This is a genomic window from Qipengyuania sp. ABI-127-1, assembly GCA_022953095.1.
Classification (GTDB): Bacteria; Pseudomonadota; Alphaproteobacteria; order Sphingomonadales; family Sphingomonadaceae; genus Qipengyuania.
This window is the reverse complement of record JALJCR010000002.1, coordinates 501066-515022: the sequence shown is the minus strand read 5'-3', so window position 1 is coordinate 515022 and position 13957 is coordinate 501066. Positions and strand designations below refer to the sequence as shown.

Genomic DNA, 13957 nt, shown 5'->3' with positions numbered 1-13957 from the left:
ACTACACCCCGATCGCTAAACATTGGGTTAGCCCCGCCTAAATCTCCACCTGGCTCCCCAGCTCGACCACGCGGTTGGTCGGCAGGCGGAAGAAATCCATTGCGGTGGCGGCATTGCGCAGCATCCAGGCGAAGATTTTCTCACGCCAGATCGGCATTCCGGGCTTGTCGCTGGCGAGCAACGTCTGGCGGCTGAGGAAGAAGCTGGTGTGCATCATGTCGAATTCACCGCCACACCGCTGCATCTTCTTGAGCCCCTGCGGCACGTCGGTTTCTTCCATGAAGCCATAGTGCAGGATCGCGCGATAGAAGCCGTCGCCGAGATCGTGATATTCGCAGCGTTCCTCGGGATCGACATAGGGTGCATCGGCGATCAGCACGGTCAGGATCACCACGCGTTCATGCAGCACCTTGTTGTGCTTGATATTGTGCAGCAGCGCGGATGGCACGCCGGCCGTCTGGCTGGCCATGAAGATGGCGGTGCCCGGCACGCGAGTGGCGGAATTCTTGGCGCTTTTGGCAAAGATTTCGATCGGCAGCGCAGTCTCGCTCATGCGGTCGCGCATCAGCTTGCGCCCGCGCGCCCAGGTGGTGAGCAAGGTGAAGGCGACAAGGCCGACGACCAGCGGGAACCAGCCGCCATCGGGGACCTTGAACAGGTTCGCCGCGAAATACGCGCCATCGATAATCAGGAAAAAGATCACGACCGGCGCCGCGTACCACCACTTCCATTTCCACACGCCCACGAACAGAACGCCCATCAGCAGCGTGTCGATGGTGACCGCACCCGTTACAGCGATGCCGTAAGCGCTCGCAAGACTGGATGAGGTCTGGAAAGTGAGCACCAGGATGACAACCGCCACCATCAAAGCCCAATTCACCACCGGGATGTAGATTTGCCCGGCCTCGGTCTCGCTGGTGTGGCGAATCGACAGGCGCGGCATGAAGCCCAACTGCATCGCCTGATGGGTGATGCTGAAGGCACCCGAGATGACCGCCTGGCTGGCGATGAAAGTTGCGACCGTGGCGAGGATCACCAGCGGCAGGCGGAACTCCTCGCTGGCCAGGAGGAAGAACGGGTTTTTGACGACTGCTGCTGCCTGCTCCGGCGGAAGGCCCGCGATCATCGCGCCCTGCCCGAAATAGTTCAGCAGCAGGCACGGCATGACGAAGCCAAACCATGACAAACGCATCGGCCCGCGGCCGAAATGCCCCATATCCGAATAGAGGGCTTCAGACCCCGTCACCGCCAGGACAACCGCGCCCATCGCGAGAAAGGCGATGAAGCCGTCGGTTACGAAAAACATGACCGCGTAGTAGGGGTTGAGCGCCCACAGAATGTCGGGGTTCTGAACGATCTGATTGAGCCCGAGACCGCCGAGCGTAAGGAACCAGACGATCATTACCGGCGCGAACAGAGCTCCGACTTTCGCGGTGCCCCGCCGTTGCAGAAGGAACAGGCATACGAGCAGGACGAGTGCAATGGGGATGACGTAGGAAGTCAGACCTTCATCGACCACGGTAAGCCCTTCGACCGCCGAGAGCACCGAAATCGCGGGCGTAATCATACTGTCGCCATAAAACAGCGAGGTCGCGAACACGCCCAGAAGCACGACCAGCCAGCCCCAGCGGGACTTGCCGATATGGCGGCTGAGCAGCGCGACCAGGGCCAGGCTGCCGCCCTGCCCCTTATTGTCCGCACGCATCAGAATGGTGACATACTGGATCGCCACCACAATCAGCATCGACCAGAAGATCAGGCTGACCACGCCAAGCACGTGCATCCGGTCGATCGCGATATTCGCCGCGCCGGAAAAGGTTTCGCGAAAAGCGTAAAGCGGGCTCGTCCCGATATCGCCGAACACGATACCGATCGCTCCGATCGCCAGCGCGCCTTTCGACGCACCATGTCCATGGCCGTGACCACTCTTGGAAGGCGCGCCTTCTGGGACCGGGGTTTGCGCTGGCGCGGTGTCGTTCATGAAAGATTGGGTTCCGACAGCATCGTGTCACTCAGCCATTAGGGCGAAGGCGCGGGCGTTAGCAGCCTAGGTTTGCGCTCGCAACATATCGCGCAAGCCGCTGATTTTACTCCTGTTCTTTCGGCTCCTCGCGAGGCGAAATACCCAAAAGGCCTTCAAGACGCGCGAGTCGCGCGGCAAGCGGAAGACGCCATTGCGCATCGGCGGGAGCGGATTCGAGCAATTCGCGCCACAGGGAAAGCGTTTTGCCCGGCTCTCCCGCTCGCAAATAGGAAAGGCCGAGGAAATATGTTGGCGCCGGATTGTTCGGTGCCACCTGCTCGGCCCGTGAAAAGGCGTAAAGAGCTGCGGCGGTCAGCCGTCCGTCGGCATGTTCCACCAGGGCATTGCCCAGCGCGACCCATGCTTCGCCATCCCCGGGATTCTCAGCCACGGCATTGCGCAGGAAATTCGCCGCCTGGGCATGCTGGCCGCGGCGCGTGAACGCGTCGGCGGTCACGACGAAACGGGAGGGCGCACGACCTCCTCCATAGAATTCGCGGCGGGCCTCGACGAGCAGTTCACCAGTTTCCGGCGCCGCCGTCAGTGCGGCCCCGGCGGGAGCGGATGCCTGGCCGGGATTGCCCTGGGTGGCGTAGCCCGCAAGCCCGAAGAGCAATGTCGAACCGAACAGCATCCACAGGCTGCGGGGCAGTTTAAGCGCATAGATCGCCAGTACGAAGGCCAGAAGCGCGAGGACGAGGATCGGGAGCCAGTTCACGCCCGCCTCCGGAACCGACCGAGCAGGACAGCGCCCACGACAAGCACGAGCAGCAGCGGGATGGCGAAGAGCGGCCAGGTGGTCGAACTGACTTCGGGCTTGTAGCTGACATAGTCGCCATAGCGCTGCATCAGCCAACTGCGAATTTCGCCAGGGCTTTCGCCTGCGGCGATACGGATGCGGACCTGGTGGCGCATGTCCCCCGCCATCGGCGCATCGCTATCGGCAATCGATTGCGATTGGCATGTGAGGCAGCGCAGCGTTTCCATCAGTTCCTGCGCCGCCGCCTCCTGTGCCGGATCGTCGAGCTGACGGTACGCATAGGGCGCGGGCGGCATGGATTGCTGCGCGGCGAGCGGGATCGCCAGAGCCAGAACGATTGACGAAACGAGTGCGCGGATCATCGCACTTTCTCCAGTTCGGCGAGCAACACCGGCACATCGTCGGCACGAATGTCGCCGATATGCTGATAGCGGATCACGCCCTGGCCATCGATCACGAAGGTTTCGGGCACGCCGGACGAACCGATGGCAAGCTGGACTTCGGATAGATCGTCACGCCCGATCCGGCTGTAGGGATTGCCATGCCGGGCGAGGAAACGCGCGATATCCTCGGGCCGATCGCGGATCGCGACACCGACGATTTCCGCCCCCTGTTCTTGCAGGCTTTCGAGATGTGGCGCCTCGGCGATGCAGGGCAGGCACCAGCTCGCCCAAATATTGAGCAGGCGCGGCTTGCCATCGGCGAAGGTCGCGTTCGAGACGCCCTCGACACCCTCCATCGCCGGCGGAAGATCGAAATAGGGCAACGCTTCGCCGACCATACGGCTTTCGACGAAGTCGTCTTTCGGCTGAGTGAGCTGATAAGCGGCAAGGCCGACGAACAGCGCGAACGCGAATAGCGGGACCCACAAGCGCCAGCTCATGCTACAGCCTCCCGATCGGCGCGCCGTTCGGCGATACGCGCTGCCAGGCGGCGATGGCGCAGGTCGCTCAACAACCGGCCGATCAACGCCAGGACGCCGCCGAGCGCGACAAGTAGTCCGCCATACCAGATCAGCGTGACGAAGGGCTTCCACCATAGGCGCAACTGCCACCGGCCGTCGGCCGCGCGATCGCCGACCACGGCATAGAGCTGGCCGTTCCAGCGTGTGACCAGCGCGCTTTCGGTCGTCTGTTGCGGCGGAGCCCAGAAATTGCGGGCCTGCGGGGTGAGAACCCTGGCCTCCCCGCCATTATAGCTTGCCGCGAGACGACCCTCGATCGCGGTCCAGTTGGGGCCGGCGACGGGTTCCACGCCTTGCAACACCACTGTCCACGGCCCTACACTGGCGCTTCCTCCCTCCGCCACCGCCGCGAGCCGTTCTTCGGTGAAAGCGCTTTCGCTCGCCATGCCGATCAGGGCGACAGCGATGCCGAAATGGGCAACGACCATGCCCCATGTCGCGAGTGGTGTACGTGAGAGTTTGCGCCCGCGCAGCGGCAGCAGGCTCGCAACTGCGAGGCCAAGGCCGAGCGCCAGCCCGAGCAGTGGGAGCAGGGCAATTTCCGCCAACAGGCTGAACAGAATCAGCGCGGCCAGCACCAGCGCCGCGAAAAGTGCAATCTCCTTGCCGATCCGGTCCACCCGGTCCTGCCGCCAGCGCAGCAGTGGCCCGACCGCCATCACCGCCAGCATGGGGATAGTGAAAATGGCCCCAACCGGGTTAAAATAGGGCGGCCCGACCGAAACACGCACATCGAAGGCCTCGGTCAGCAGCGGATAGAGCGTGCCGAGGAGCACGATCGCGAGGATCGCGCTCAGCATCACATTGTTGAAAACCAACGCCCCTTCGCGGCTGGCAAGCGCGAAGCGCTGCCCCTCGTTGATCGTATTTGCGCGCATCGCGAACAGAAGCAGCGCGCCGCCTATGAAAATGCCGAGCAGCACGAGGATAAACGTTCCGCGCTCCGGATCGACAGCGAAGGCGTGGACGCTGGTGAGAATGCCCGACCGAACGAGAAAGGTGCCGACCATGCTCATCGAAAAGGCGACCACGCCGAGCATGATGGTCCAGGTCCGCAGCGCATCGCGGCTGGCAAGGACGCTGGCCGAATGGAGCAGCGCCGTCGCGGCGAGCCATGGCATGAGCGAGGCGTTTTCCACCGGGTCCCAGAACCACCAGCCACCCCAGCCCAGCTCGTAATAGGCCCAGTAACTGCCCGCTGTGATGCCGATCGTCAGCAGGACCCACGCGCCCAGCACCCAGGGCCGCATGGCGCGCGCGAAATCGGGCGTCACCTGCCGCGTCAGCAGCGCGCCGACCGCAAAGCTGAAGGCAACCGACAGGCCGACATAGCCCAGATAGAGCGTTGGCGGGTGGAAGACGAGACCGATATCCTGCAACAGGGGATTCAGCCCCATTCCTTCCGCTGGCGGGTTCGGCATGCGCTCGAACGGGTTCGAGCTGAGCAACAAGAAGGCGTAGAAGCCAAGCGCAACCACCCCTTGCGCAGCGAGCGTGGCGTTCATGGTGCGCTCGGGGAGGCGTCGCTCGACCAGCGCGATCAGCGCGCCTGCCAAGCCCATGACCATGACCCACAGCAGCATGGAGCCCTCATGGTTGCCGAAACTGCCCGACAGCTTGAAGATCAACGGCTTCATCGAGTGCGAATTCGATGCAACCAGCTTCACCGACAAATCGGTGATCGCGAACAGCCAGACGAGCATGGCGAACGATAGAGTCACCAGCACGCCCTGTATGATGGCCGCAGGGCGGATCAGTCCGGCCAGTTCACCCTTGCCGTCATCGCGCACCGCCATGAAGCCGGCGATCATCTGCAACGCGGCAAGCGCGGCGGCGAGCCATAGGGCGGCCAGGCCAAGTTCGGCGATCATTCGAGGCCTACGGTAGTTTCCTCGGCCATTTTGGCCGCCTGATGCTGTTCCATTTCCTGCAATTCGCGCGGGACGTAATTCTCGTCATGCTTGGCGAGGAGATTGTCCGCGACAAAGGTGCCATCGGCGCCCAGGCGCCCCTCGGCCACTACGCCCGAACCTTCGACGAACAGGTCGGGCGCGATCCCGCTGAAGCGGACCGGCACGCGCGAACCATCATTGCCGGTCACGGCAAAGGTCAATGTGATCCCGTCATCTGCGGTTTGAAGAGACCCCTCTTCCACCATTCCGCCAAGCCGCACCGCCTGCCCCACTTCGGGCGGGTCGGCCAGCATCTGCTCAGGGAGGTAAAAATAGCTCGCCTGGCTGCGCAGCGCATAGGCCGCCAGAAGTCCCGCCCCGACCAGCGCGACGAGCGCAAGGACGACCAGCACGAGACGCTGATGCTTGGGTTTTAATGCGCTCATTTTCGCCTGCTCTCTTCGCGGCGTTTCTCCGCGCGCTTCATGTCGATCCACGCCCAGGCGATCATGGCGAGTGTGCCCACCACGCCAACCGCGTAGGCCGCGATCACGAAATCCCACTGGTCGAGCGCCTCGCGCATCACGCAGCCTCCATCGCCTTGCGGCGCAGGCGCGCCTCCGCCTGAATATCGGCGAGCAGCGCGCGCATGCGGGCCAGCACCACACCGCCGAACAGCAGCGAGAAGCCGGTCACCGCGACCAGCAACGGCACCAGAAACTCGCCATCGATGGCGCTCTTGCCCATGGTGATGCTGGGCGGTTGGTGGAGCGAATTCCACCATACCACGCTGCGATTGATAATCGGGATGTTGATCGCGCCAAGCAGTCCGAAAATCGCGGGGATACGCGGAGATACGCCCTCGCGCTCAGCCGCCTGGGCGAGCGCCATATAGGCAAGGTAAAGGAAGGCGAGCACCAGCATGCTGGTCAACCGCCCGTCCCACACCCACCAGGTGCCCCAGGTCGGCCGTCCCCAGATAGAACCACTGGCAAGGCAGATCAGCGTGAAGACGAGGCCCGGCACCGCTGCGGCGCGTGCGGCCAGCGCGGCCAGGGGATGACGCCAGACCAGAAATACGAGGCTGGACACAGCAATGGCGGTCCACCCACCCATCCCCAGCCACGCTGTGGGAACGTGGAGGAAGAGAATTCGCACGGTCTCGCCCATCAGCCGGTCCGGGGGAACGCGAAACAATCCCCAGTAGAGCGCAGCCGTACTCACCAGCAGACCGGCGACCAGCAGCAGCGGGGTCAACCAGTTTGCGAGCGAAAGGAAGCGCTTGGGATTGGCGAAGCCATGCATCGAAATATACCGTTCAGCTCCGCTTTGGCAGTGCTCATCCGGCCTAGCAAGAGTGCAGTTCAGCGACCGATCAGTTCCTGGGCCATACGGTCGGCAACCTGGTCGGGCGAACCGCCACCGCGATCGCTTTCCTGCCATATCCGTTCGAGCCGACCGGGGATCAGCGCGATACGCTTGCGCACTTCGTTGATATCGCAGGGCGCCTTGTCCTGGCGGCACAGATATTCGAGCGTTACCGAGATGATCCCCCCCGCATTGATGACGTAATCCGGCGCGTAAAGGATACCGCGCTCGGCAAGCATCGGGCCGTGTTCGGGACGCCGCAACTGGTTGTTCGCGCCGCCTGCCACAATCTGGCAATCGAGCCGCGCGATACCCTCTTCGTCGAGAATCGCCCCCAAGGCGTTCGGGCTGAACACGTCGCAGGCCACCGACATGATCGCATCGGGTGCAGCGGTGGCGGCGCCCAGTTCGGCGGCCAGCGCTTGGGCGCGGTCCTGGTGGATGTCCGACAGGGTCAACTTCGCGCCGTCGCGGGCGAGCAGGCGCGCAACGCCGCCACCGACGCTGCCGGTGCCCTGCAAGGCGACATGAACACCCTCGACGCTATCCTTGCCCAGCTTGTGCCGCACGGCAGCCTTGATGCCGAGAAAGATGCCCAAGGCGGTGAACGGGCCTGGATCGCCGCCCGCCGTATCCTCTCCTTCCACAGGAAGGCCGGAAACATGCTGGGTGCGCTGGGCCACGGCGGCCATATCGGCTTCCGAGATGCCCACATCCTCGGCAGTGACATACTGGCCGCCCAGCGCCTCGACCGCATCGGCGAAAGCCGCAAGCATTTCCGGCGTCTTCGTCTTGTCCTTGTCCGCCAGGATCACCGCTTTACCGCCGCCCATGGGCAGTCCGGCCATCGCGTTCTTATAACTCATGCCACGCGACAGGCGCAGCGCATCGCGCATGGCATCGGCCGGTTCCGCATAGTGCCAGAAACGGGTTCCGCCCGCGCCCGGGCCAAGGTGAGTCGAATGAAGTGCAATAATGGCAGTCAGACCGCTCTTCGCATCCCGTACAACCTGTACGAGTTCATGGTCATCGAAATCCGGTTCGGTCCAGAAAGCCGTCATGCCTTGCGTGCCCCCAAAGAGCTGTGAAGGACGGCTGCGACAAGGGGAAAAGATGGGGCGATCGACGGGGTTCGAACCCGCGACCTCCGGTACCACAAACCGGCGCTCTAACCAACTGAGCTACGATCGCCACATGCCCCCGGAACCGTCCGGGAAGGGGCCTGATACGCATGAGTGTGGCAGCGTCAAGCCGCCCTGCGTAACGGCGCGTGCCTGTTGCACAATGAGCGGTGATTGGGAAGCGAAAAACGTCAAAGGCGTAAATGCGCGCAATTTTCTTTCGCGGTTGTTCGCACCGTCGCCCGCGCTATCCTTATGGCCATGAAGGGACCGGGCGAATCTTCCGTCGAAAAACTGCTCGAGCGCGACGGCCTGCAGCGTGTGCCGAGTGACAAGCTCGACCTTTTCCAATTGCGCGATTTCGTGCCCCCGGAACTGCGGGCCGAACTGATTCGACTCATTGAACGGGGGCGGCGGCCCTCCACCCTCGCCGACGCCGGCGACGACCGTTACTTTCGCACCAGCGAGACATGCGACCTGGATGGAGACGAACCGGCAGTCGAAACGCTCGAAGCGCTGCTGTTCGATCTCAATGGAATCGATCCCGCCTATGGCGAGCCTCTACAGGGACAGCGCTATGACGTGGGTCAGGAGTTCAAGCCGCATTGCGATTACTTCAACCCCGGCGGGGCCGACTGGGCGCGATACTGCTCGGTTGCAGGCCAGCGCACCTGGACGTTCATGATCTATCTGAACGAGGTTGAAGCCGGGGGCGCTACCCGCTTCAAAGCGGTTCGCAAGACTTTTCAACCCGAAGCCGGGAAGCTGGTCTGCTGGAACAATCGCCGCCCCGATCTCAGCGAAAATCCGAACACGATCCATCACGGAATGAAAGTACGCAAAGGGCTCAAATACGTGATTACCAAATGGTACCGTGAAAAGCCCTGGGGGTGGTGAGATGGCCGAAGGCGAAGCACCGCTTCTGCCGCAAATGTTGCATCCATCGCCTTCATCAGGTGCGATCAAAGCCCGATCGTTACGGCCTCAACCTTGCCTGTATCGACGGCATGACGATCTATGACCTGCCCGAGATTCCCATTTTCGATGGACAGAGCCAACCGGCGAATGGCGGGGCCTATAGCTATGTGGGAGTCATGCGTTTCGAGCTGAATGAAAATTGATGCAGGACAAATTTCATTTCCGTATTTCGTGTTAGTTTGATCCCCAGACACGATAATGGGAGTGCATTCATGACCGAATACAGCGACATCCGCGAAAATTTGCAGAACCGGTTAGGGGATTTGCTGGAGCGTGCCGAAGTCATCGAAGACGACTTGCGCCATCCGCTCGAGGCGGATTCGAGTGAGCAAGCCGTCGACCTTGCCGATGACGAGGCACTCGAGGGTATCGATGAAGTTCTGCGCCATGAAATCGCGCAAATCCGCATGGCCCTGTTACGGATCGAAAACGGCACCTACGGCACCTGTGGCCAGTGCGGCAAACAGATCGCGCGCAAGCGCCTGGAGGCCCGCCCCATCGCCACGCGTTGCATCGATTGCGCCGAGTAACCCGCTAAAACGCGAAAAGGGCGGCCCGCAGGACCGCCCTTCGCAATGCCATCGAGGCTTGCCGCGCTCAGTTTTTCTTGAGCGACAGGCCGCCGAAACGCTTGTTGAAGGCTGCGACGCGGCCGCCTTCCTGAATCTGCTTGGTGCCGCCGGTCCATGCCGGGTGGCTGGTCGGGTCGATATCGAGCGTCAGCGTATCGCCTTCGTTGCCCCAGGTGGAGCGCGTCTGGAATTCGCTGCCATCGGTCATCTTGACCGTGATCATGTGGTAATCGGGGTGACCTTCGGCCTTCATTGTAAACGTCCTTCTAGCCTCGGAACGGTTCCGACCGGTCCAGCTGTGTTGTGGAGAAGGCGCGCGCATAGCGGCGAGCGCCGAATTTGGCAACCTTATTCGGGTGCGTCCGCGATCATGGCCGTGAACTGAACTTCGCAGGTCACTTTCCCGTCGACCGAAGCCTCGCCCGCGAATTTGCACACACGGGCACGTTTCTGGACAAATTCGGCCTTGAGATCGAGCAGCACGCCCGGCGTCACCGGCGCACGGAACTTCGCATTCTCGATCGCCATGAAATAGACGAGCTTGCCCGACCCTGCGAGGCCGAGGCTTTCCACCGCGAGCACGCCTGCAGCCTGCGCCAGCGCCTCGATCTGGAGGACGCCGGGCATGATCGGCGCGCCGGGGAAATGCCCCTGGAAGAAATCCTCGTTGAAGCTGACCGCCTTGACCGCGTGAATACGCTCGTCGGCGACCAGTTCCGCGACCCGATCGACCAGGAGCAGAGGATAGCGATGCGGCAACCGCTTCAGCACCTCGACGATGTCGAAACCAGTCTCGCTCATCACCCTGCTCCCGTCGTTCTTTGTCGTCAGCGTCCGGTCGGCTGCGCCGTTTGCTGCTGTTGCTGCTGAGCAGCCTGCTGCTGGCGCGCCGACGCGATCATGAGAATCTGCTGGACTTCCTGGTAGATACCGACTGCCTGCTGTGCCGGTTGCCAGCCTTCGGGCGGCGTGATCTGGACGGAAGGTACGCGCTGGTTAAGTGCGGCGACGACCTTATCGTTCATATTGGCCGCCGGATCGGTGTAGATCACGGCATCGGGCGCGAGGATCATTTGAACCGAATTCTGCGAAGCGACGGTTTGCAGGCTGGCGCTGTACTGCTGCAGAATCTGCTGAATGGCATAAACGCGCGCCGACTCGACCTGGTTGGAAAGCTGAGCGATCTCCCGCTCGAGCGTCTGCAATTGCTGTGCCTGCGGCGCGCTCTGAGCGGCCTGCTGCTCGGCCTGATCCAGGCTGCCGTCACCATTCGTGTCGAGCTGGCGCAACAGGGTCTGAACCTGCTGCTGCTTTTCCTGAATTTGGGTGATCTGGGCCGAATAGGTCGTGCCGATCTGCTGGAAGGCGGTACGCAGCGCGTCGCTTGCCGCGATGGTCGCTGGCGCATTTACGATGCCGATATTGCCGCTGACCTGTGCCGCGGCGGGAGTAGCGATGGCGGCAGCGCCGGCGATGGCTGCGGCGGCCATGGTCTTGCTGAAAAGTTTCATCAGAATTGTGTTCCTACATTGAAGGAAAAGGTCTTTGTGTCGTCGCCAGGCTGCTTCTTGATAACCTGCGATATATCGATCCTGAACGGACCGAAGGGCGAGTTCCAGTTTACACCGATACCCGCCGATATGCGCGGACTGGCCGAATCCCCGACGAACACCTCGCGATAGAAGCTGAAGGGATCGATTGCCGGTTGGTTGGGTGTACCGTCAGGCGCGGTAGGATCGAATGTTTCGCCAATTACCGGATCGCCGTTGTTGTCGAGGATGGGGTCACCATCGGCATCGAGCAACGGCCCCGTATACACTAGCTGGTCCCCGACGCGGATCTGGCGTCCGTTGGGCTGATCGACCAGAAGCGGCTGGACAACCGAGAACAGCGAACCGACATCCACCCAGATCGACGGGCGTATGCCCATTTCGCGAGCCCCGCTGCCGAGCGGAATCTCCAGCTCTGCGCGCCCGAGATAATAGGCTTTACCGCCCACGGAGTCGTCGAAACGCTGATCGGATGCAAGAGCTTCCTCGAGCGGGGTGAGGATGCGCGGGCCATTCGGATTGTCCGGATCGGATATGTAATTGAGGCGAACGATACGCGGTCCGATACCGCGAATGTCGAAGCCGCGCATCTGCGGCTCGCCCAGGAAAAAGCGGTCGGTCAGGCGAACATCGTCGACCCCCGGCCGATTGCTGTCGTCGAGGCCGCGAATCCAGCCACCTTCCCCTGCCAGCGAGAAAACGAAGCCGCTGCCCAGCGGCCAGTATTTCGCCATCCGGGTACGCATGCGCACATATTTTTCCGAACCGCCCAGGCCAGCGAATTCCGTAGTCCAGCTAATGGTTTCACCGCGGCTCGGTCGCAGACGGCTGTTGAGGGTATTGTAGTTGAAGGTCAGACCGAGGATCGAACTCGAACGCTCGCCGATTGCTTCGCACAGGAAACGGCTGGCCCGCGTGATGTCGCATTCACCATTGGTGAAGAACTGGTCCCCGAGCGACACGTCGTCATAATTGAATGTGTAGCTGCCGATCGCACTCAGATACTCCGTCAGCGGTACACCGGCACGGACCGAGAAGCCCGTCGTCGACTGCTGATACGTTGTATTGCGTTCCTGATTGCGGAAGTTGAAGCTGTTGAGATCGCGGCGATAGATATCGACGCCGGCCGAAATGTTGCGATCGAACACATAGGGTTCGCTGAAGCTCACCTGCGCCGATTTGGAATAACGCGAATAATTCAGGCTGAGGCCGATGGTCTGGCCGCGGCCGCGGAAATTGCGCTGACGGATCGAGCCCGCGAGAATGAAATTCTCGATGCTGGAAAAGCCTGCCGAGAGCTGCAGCTCGCCGGTCGCCTGTTCTTCCACATTTGCCTCGAGAACGATCCTGTCAGGCGCGCTGCCTTCGACCTGATTGATCTCGAAGTTTTCCTGGAAATAACCGAGCGAATTGATGCGCGCGGCCGAGCGTGCGACGGACAAGGAATTGAACGCATCGCCTTCTGCGAGACGGAATTCACGCCGCACGACCTTGTCCTGGGTCAGCGTATTGCCGTTGACGTCGATCCGCTCGACATAAACACGCGGAGCCTCGCGCAGGACGAAGTTGACTTCCATCGTCAGGTCTTCAGCGTTGCGCTGAAACTCGGGTTGCACTTCGGCAAAGGCATAACCGAACGTACCCGCCAGCTCGGTGAGCTGCTCTACAGTATCTTCGACCAGCTTGGCGTCGTACCAGTCGCCAGCCCGCATCGGCAGCCGGGCCGCCATCGCGTCGTCGTCGAAATCGCGGATCTGGGAATCGACGGTTACGTCGGCGAATTTGTACCGTTCACCTTCTTCGACGACATAGGTGATGATGAAGTCGCGCTTGTCGGGCGTCAATTCGGCAACCGCCGAAACGACGCGGAAGTCGGCATAGCCTTCCGTCAGATAGAACTGGCGCAGCTTCTGCTGGTCGAAGGCAAGCCGGTCGGGATCGTAACTGGTGTTCGAACTGAGGAAGCTGGTCAGCCGCGCCTGCTTGGTGACCATTTCGCCACGCAATTTGCCATCGGAAAAGGCTTCATTGCCGATGATGTTGATCTGGCGGACCTTGGACTTGGGGCCTTCGCTGATCTCGAACACGATATCGACGCGGTTCTGCGACAACTCGACCATCTTCGGTTCGACCGTCGCTGCGAAACGGCCCTGACGCTTGTACAGCTCGATAATGCGGGCCACGTCCGCACGCACCTTCGACCGGGTGAATATCTGCCGCGGAGATAATTTGATCTCAGGCAGGATCTTGTCATTCTTGAGGCGCTTGTTACCTTCGAGAATGATGCGGTTGATAACCGGGTTTTCGACGATGGTGATCACTACATTGCCATCATTGTTCACCACGCTGACGGTGGAGAACAGCTCGGTCGCGTAGAGATCTTTCAGGACCCCGTCGCCAGCAACCTGGGTCCATACGTCACCCGGCCGAAGCTTGATGTAGGACAGAATGGTCTGCGGTTCGAGCCGCTGCGCGCCGCTGACGGCAATCGTTTGGACGATGTCCTGCTGGACCGCCGGAGCCACAGCTTCGGCAGCTTCTTCCTGCGCGAAGGCCATGGTCGGCACCCCGGCAAGCATGGTCCCGGCCAGCAACCCCATGGCCAGCCGCGCGGCAGGATTCTTGCGTCGCGTGGCGGCATAAGCAAAATTAGTCATCGACAAGGAGATTCCCGTCCTCGTTTCCATACAAGCAGATCCGGCTGTCGCAGCCCCGATCCGGCGTCAGGC

16 protein-coding genes and 1 tRNA gene are annotated in these 13957 nt (G+C 61.7%); 3 read left to right on the top strand and 14 right to left on the bottom strand.

What is annotated here, in order from left to right; genetic code table 11:
• Positions 1-37: 37 nt before the first annotated feature.
• The 10 genes from MUY37_RS12015 to MUY37_RS11970 form a co-directional block, all read right to left on the bottom strand.
• Positions 38-1981: a potassium transporter Kup gene (locus tag MUY37_RS12015; RefSeq protein ID WP_499195579.1), complete on the bottom strand. Its 1944-nt coding sequence runs from the start codon at positions 1979-1981 to the stop codon at positions 38-40.
• Positions 1982-2087: 106 nt separating this feature from the next.
• Positions 2088-2741, bottom strand: coding sequence for a tetratricopeptide repeat protein (locus MUY37_RS12010; RefSeq protein WP_499195578.1), 654 nt, complete (start codon positions 2739-2741; stop codon positions 2088-2090).
• Positions 2738-3145, bottom strand: a complete 408-nt coding sequence (locus MUY37_RS12005; protein WP_499195577.1) for a cytochrome c-type biogenesis protein — start codon at positions 3143-3145, stop codon at positions 2738-2740. Before MUY37_RS12005 ends, MUY37_RS12010 begins: the two co-directional genes overlap by 4 nt.
• Positions 3142-3666: a DsbE family thiol:disulfide interchange protein gene (locus tag MUY37_RS12000; protein WP_499195576.1), complete on the bottom strand. Its 525-nt coding sequence runs from the start codon at positions 3664-3666 to the stop codon at positions 3142-3144. Before MUY37_RS12000 ends, MUY37_RS12005 begins: the two co-directional genes overlap by 4 nt.
• Complete coding sequence (locus MUY37_RS11995; protein ID WP_499195575.1) at positions 3663-5618, bottom strand: heme lyase CcmF/NrfE family subunit; 1956 nt, start codon at positions 5616-5618, stop codon at positions 3663-3665. Before MUY37_RS11995 ends, MUY37_RS12000 begins: the two co-directional genes overlap by 4 nt.
• On the bottom strand, positions 5615-6085 hold the full coding sequence (gene ccmE / locus MUY37_RS11990) for a cytochrome c maturation protein CcmE (protein ID WP_236924727.1): 471 nt from the start codon (positions 6083-6085) through the stop codon (positions 5615-5617). The genes MUY37_RS11995 and ccmE overlap by 4 nt, the downstream gene beginning before the upstream one ends.
• Complete coding sequence (locus tag MUY37_RS11985; RefSeq protein ID WP_236924728.1) at positions 6082-6222, bottom strand: hypothetical protein; 141 nt, start codon at positions 6220-6222, stop codon at positions 6082-6084. Before MUY37_RS11985 ends, ccmE begins: the two co-directional genes overlap by 4 nt.
• Positions 6222-6944, bottom strand: a complete 723-nt coding sequence (gene ccmC / locus MUY37_RS11980; protein ID WP_499195574.1) for a heme ABC transporter permease CcmC — start codon at positions 6942-6944, stop codon at positions 6222-6224. Before ccmC ends, MUY37_RS11985 begins: the two co-directional genes overlap by 1 nt.
• A gap of 59 nt (positions 6945-7003) precedes the next feature.
• Positions 7004-8068, bottom strand: a complete 1065-nt coding sequence (locus tag MUY37_RS11975) for a Leu/Phe/Val dehydrogenase (RefSeq protein ID WP_499195573.1) — start codon at positions 8066-8068, stop codon at positions 7004-7006.
• A gap of 53 nt (positions 8069-8121) precedes the next feature.
• Positions 8122-8198: transfer RNA gene (locus MUY37_RS11970), tRNA-His, on the bottom strand.
• A gap of 191 nt (positions 8199-8389) precedes the next feature.
• Between MUY37_RS11970 and MUY37_RS11965 the strand changes: the two genes are divergently transcribed.
• The 3 genes from MUY37_RS11965 (at position 8390) to MUY37_RS11955 (ending at position 9636) form a co-directional block, all read left to right on the top strand.
• Positions 8390-9025, top strand: a complete 636-nt coding sequence (locus tag MUY37_RS11965) for a prolyl hydroxylase family protein (protein ID WP_499195726.1) — start codon at positions 8390-8392, stop codon at positions 9023-9025.
• A gap of 59 nt (positions 9026-9084) precedes the next feature.
• Positions 9085-9249, top strand: coding sequence for a hypothetical protein (locus tag MUY37_RS11960; protein WP_499195572.1), 165 nt, complete (start codon positions 9085-9087; stop codon positions 9247-9249).
• 69 nt (positions 9250-9318) lie between these two features.
• Positions 9319-9636 carry a TraR/DksA family transcriptional regulator gene (locus MUY37_RS11955; RefSeq protein WP_499195571.1) on the top strand — a complete coding sequence of 106 codons (318 nt, stop codon included), beginning with the start codon at positions 9319-9321 and terminating at the stop codon, positions 9634-9636.
• A gap of 67 nt (positions 9637-9703) precedes the next feature.
• On the opposite strand, the gene rpmE is transcribed toward MUY37_RS11955, so the two are convergent.
• From rpmE to bamA, 4 genes are all read right to left on the bottom strand, one after another.
• Entirely contained in the window at positions 9704-9931 is a 228-nt protein-coding gene (gene rpmE / locus MUY37_RS11950) for a 50S ribosomal protein L31 (RefSeq protein WP_499195570.1), read from the bottom strand.
• A 95-nt stretch (positions 9932-10026) separates the two neighbouring features.
• On the bottom strand, positions 10027-10479 hold the full coding sequence (fabZ, locus tag MUY37_RS11945) for a 3-hydroxyacyl-ACP dehydratase FabZ (protein WP_115416428.1): 453 nt from the start codon (positions 10477-10479) through the stop codon (positions 10027-10029).
• Between the two features lie 26 nt (positions 10480-10505).
• Positions 10506-11168: an OmpH family outer membrane protein gene (locus MUY37_RS11940; RefSeq protein WP_499195569.1), complete on the bottom strand. Its 663-nt coding sequence runs from the start codon at positions 11166-11168 to the stop codon at positions 10506-10508.
• Positions 11169-11188: 20 nt separating this feature from the next.
• A complete protein-coding gene (gene bamA, locus MUY37_RS11935) occupies positions 11189-13885 on the bottom strand; it encodes an outer membrane protein assembly factor BamA (RefSeq protein ID WP_499195568.1) in 2697 nt (898 codons plus the stop codon).
• Positions 13886-13957: the final 72 nt, after the last annotated feature.

Coding starts and splice junctions, on each gene's coding strand:
- MUY37_RS12015 (WP_499195579.1), bottom strand. CDS start 1,981: ATGAACGACACCGCGCCAGCGCAAACCCCGGTCCCAGAAGGCGCGCCT.
- MUY37_RS12005 (WP_499195577.1), bottom strand. CDS start 3,145: ATGATCCGCGCACTCGTTTCGTCAATCGTTCTGGCTCTGGCGATCCCG.
- MUY37_RS12000 (WP_499195576.1), bottom strand. CDS start 3,666: ATGAGCTGGCGCTTGTGGGTCCCGCTATTCGCGTTCGCGCTGTTCGTC.
- MUY37_RS11995 (WP_499195575.1), bottom strand. CDS start 5,618: ATGATCGCCGAACTTGGCCTGGCCGCCCTATGGCTCGCCGCCGCGCTT.
- ccmE (WP_236924727.1), bottom strand. CDS start 6,085: ATGAGCGCATTAAAACCCAAGCATCAGCGTCTCGTGCTGGTCGTCCTT.
- MUY37_RS11985 (WP_236924728.1), bottom strand. CDS start 6,222: ATGCGCGAGGCGCTCGACCAGTGGGATTTCGTGATCGCGGCCTACGCG.
- ccmC (WP_499195574.1), bottom strand. CDS start 6,944: ATGCATGGCTTCGCCAATCCCAAGCGCTTCCTTTCGCTCGCAAACTGG.
- MUY37_RS11975 (WP_499195573.1), bottom strand. CDS start 8,068: ATGACGGCTTTCTGGACCGAACCGGATTTCGATGACCATGAACTCGTA.
- MUY37_RS11965 (WP_499195726.1), top strand. CDS start 8,390: ATGAAGGGACCGGGCGAATCTTCCGTCGAAAAACTGCTCGAGCGCGAC.
- MUY37_RS11955 (WP_499195571.1), top strand. CDS start 9,319: ATGACCGAATACAGCGACATCCGCGAAAATTTGCAGAACCGGTTAGGG.
- rpmE (WP_499195570.1), bottom strand. CDS start 9,931: ATGAAGGCCGAAGGTCACCCCGATTACCACATGATCACGGTCAAGATG.
- fabZ (WP_115416428.1), bottom strand. CDS start 10,479: ATGAGCGAGACTGGTTTCGACATCGTCGAGGTGCTGAAGCGGTTGCCG.
- MUY37_RS11940 (WP_499195569.1), bottom strand. CDS start 11,168: ATGGCCGCCGCAGCCATCGCCGGCGCTGCCGCCATCGCTACTCCCGCC.
- bamA (WP_499195568.1), bottom strand. CDS start 13,885: ATGACTAATTTTGCTTATGCCGCCACGCGACGCAAGAATCCTGCCGCG.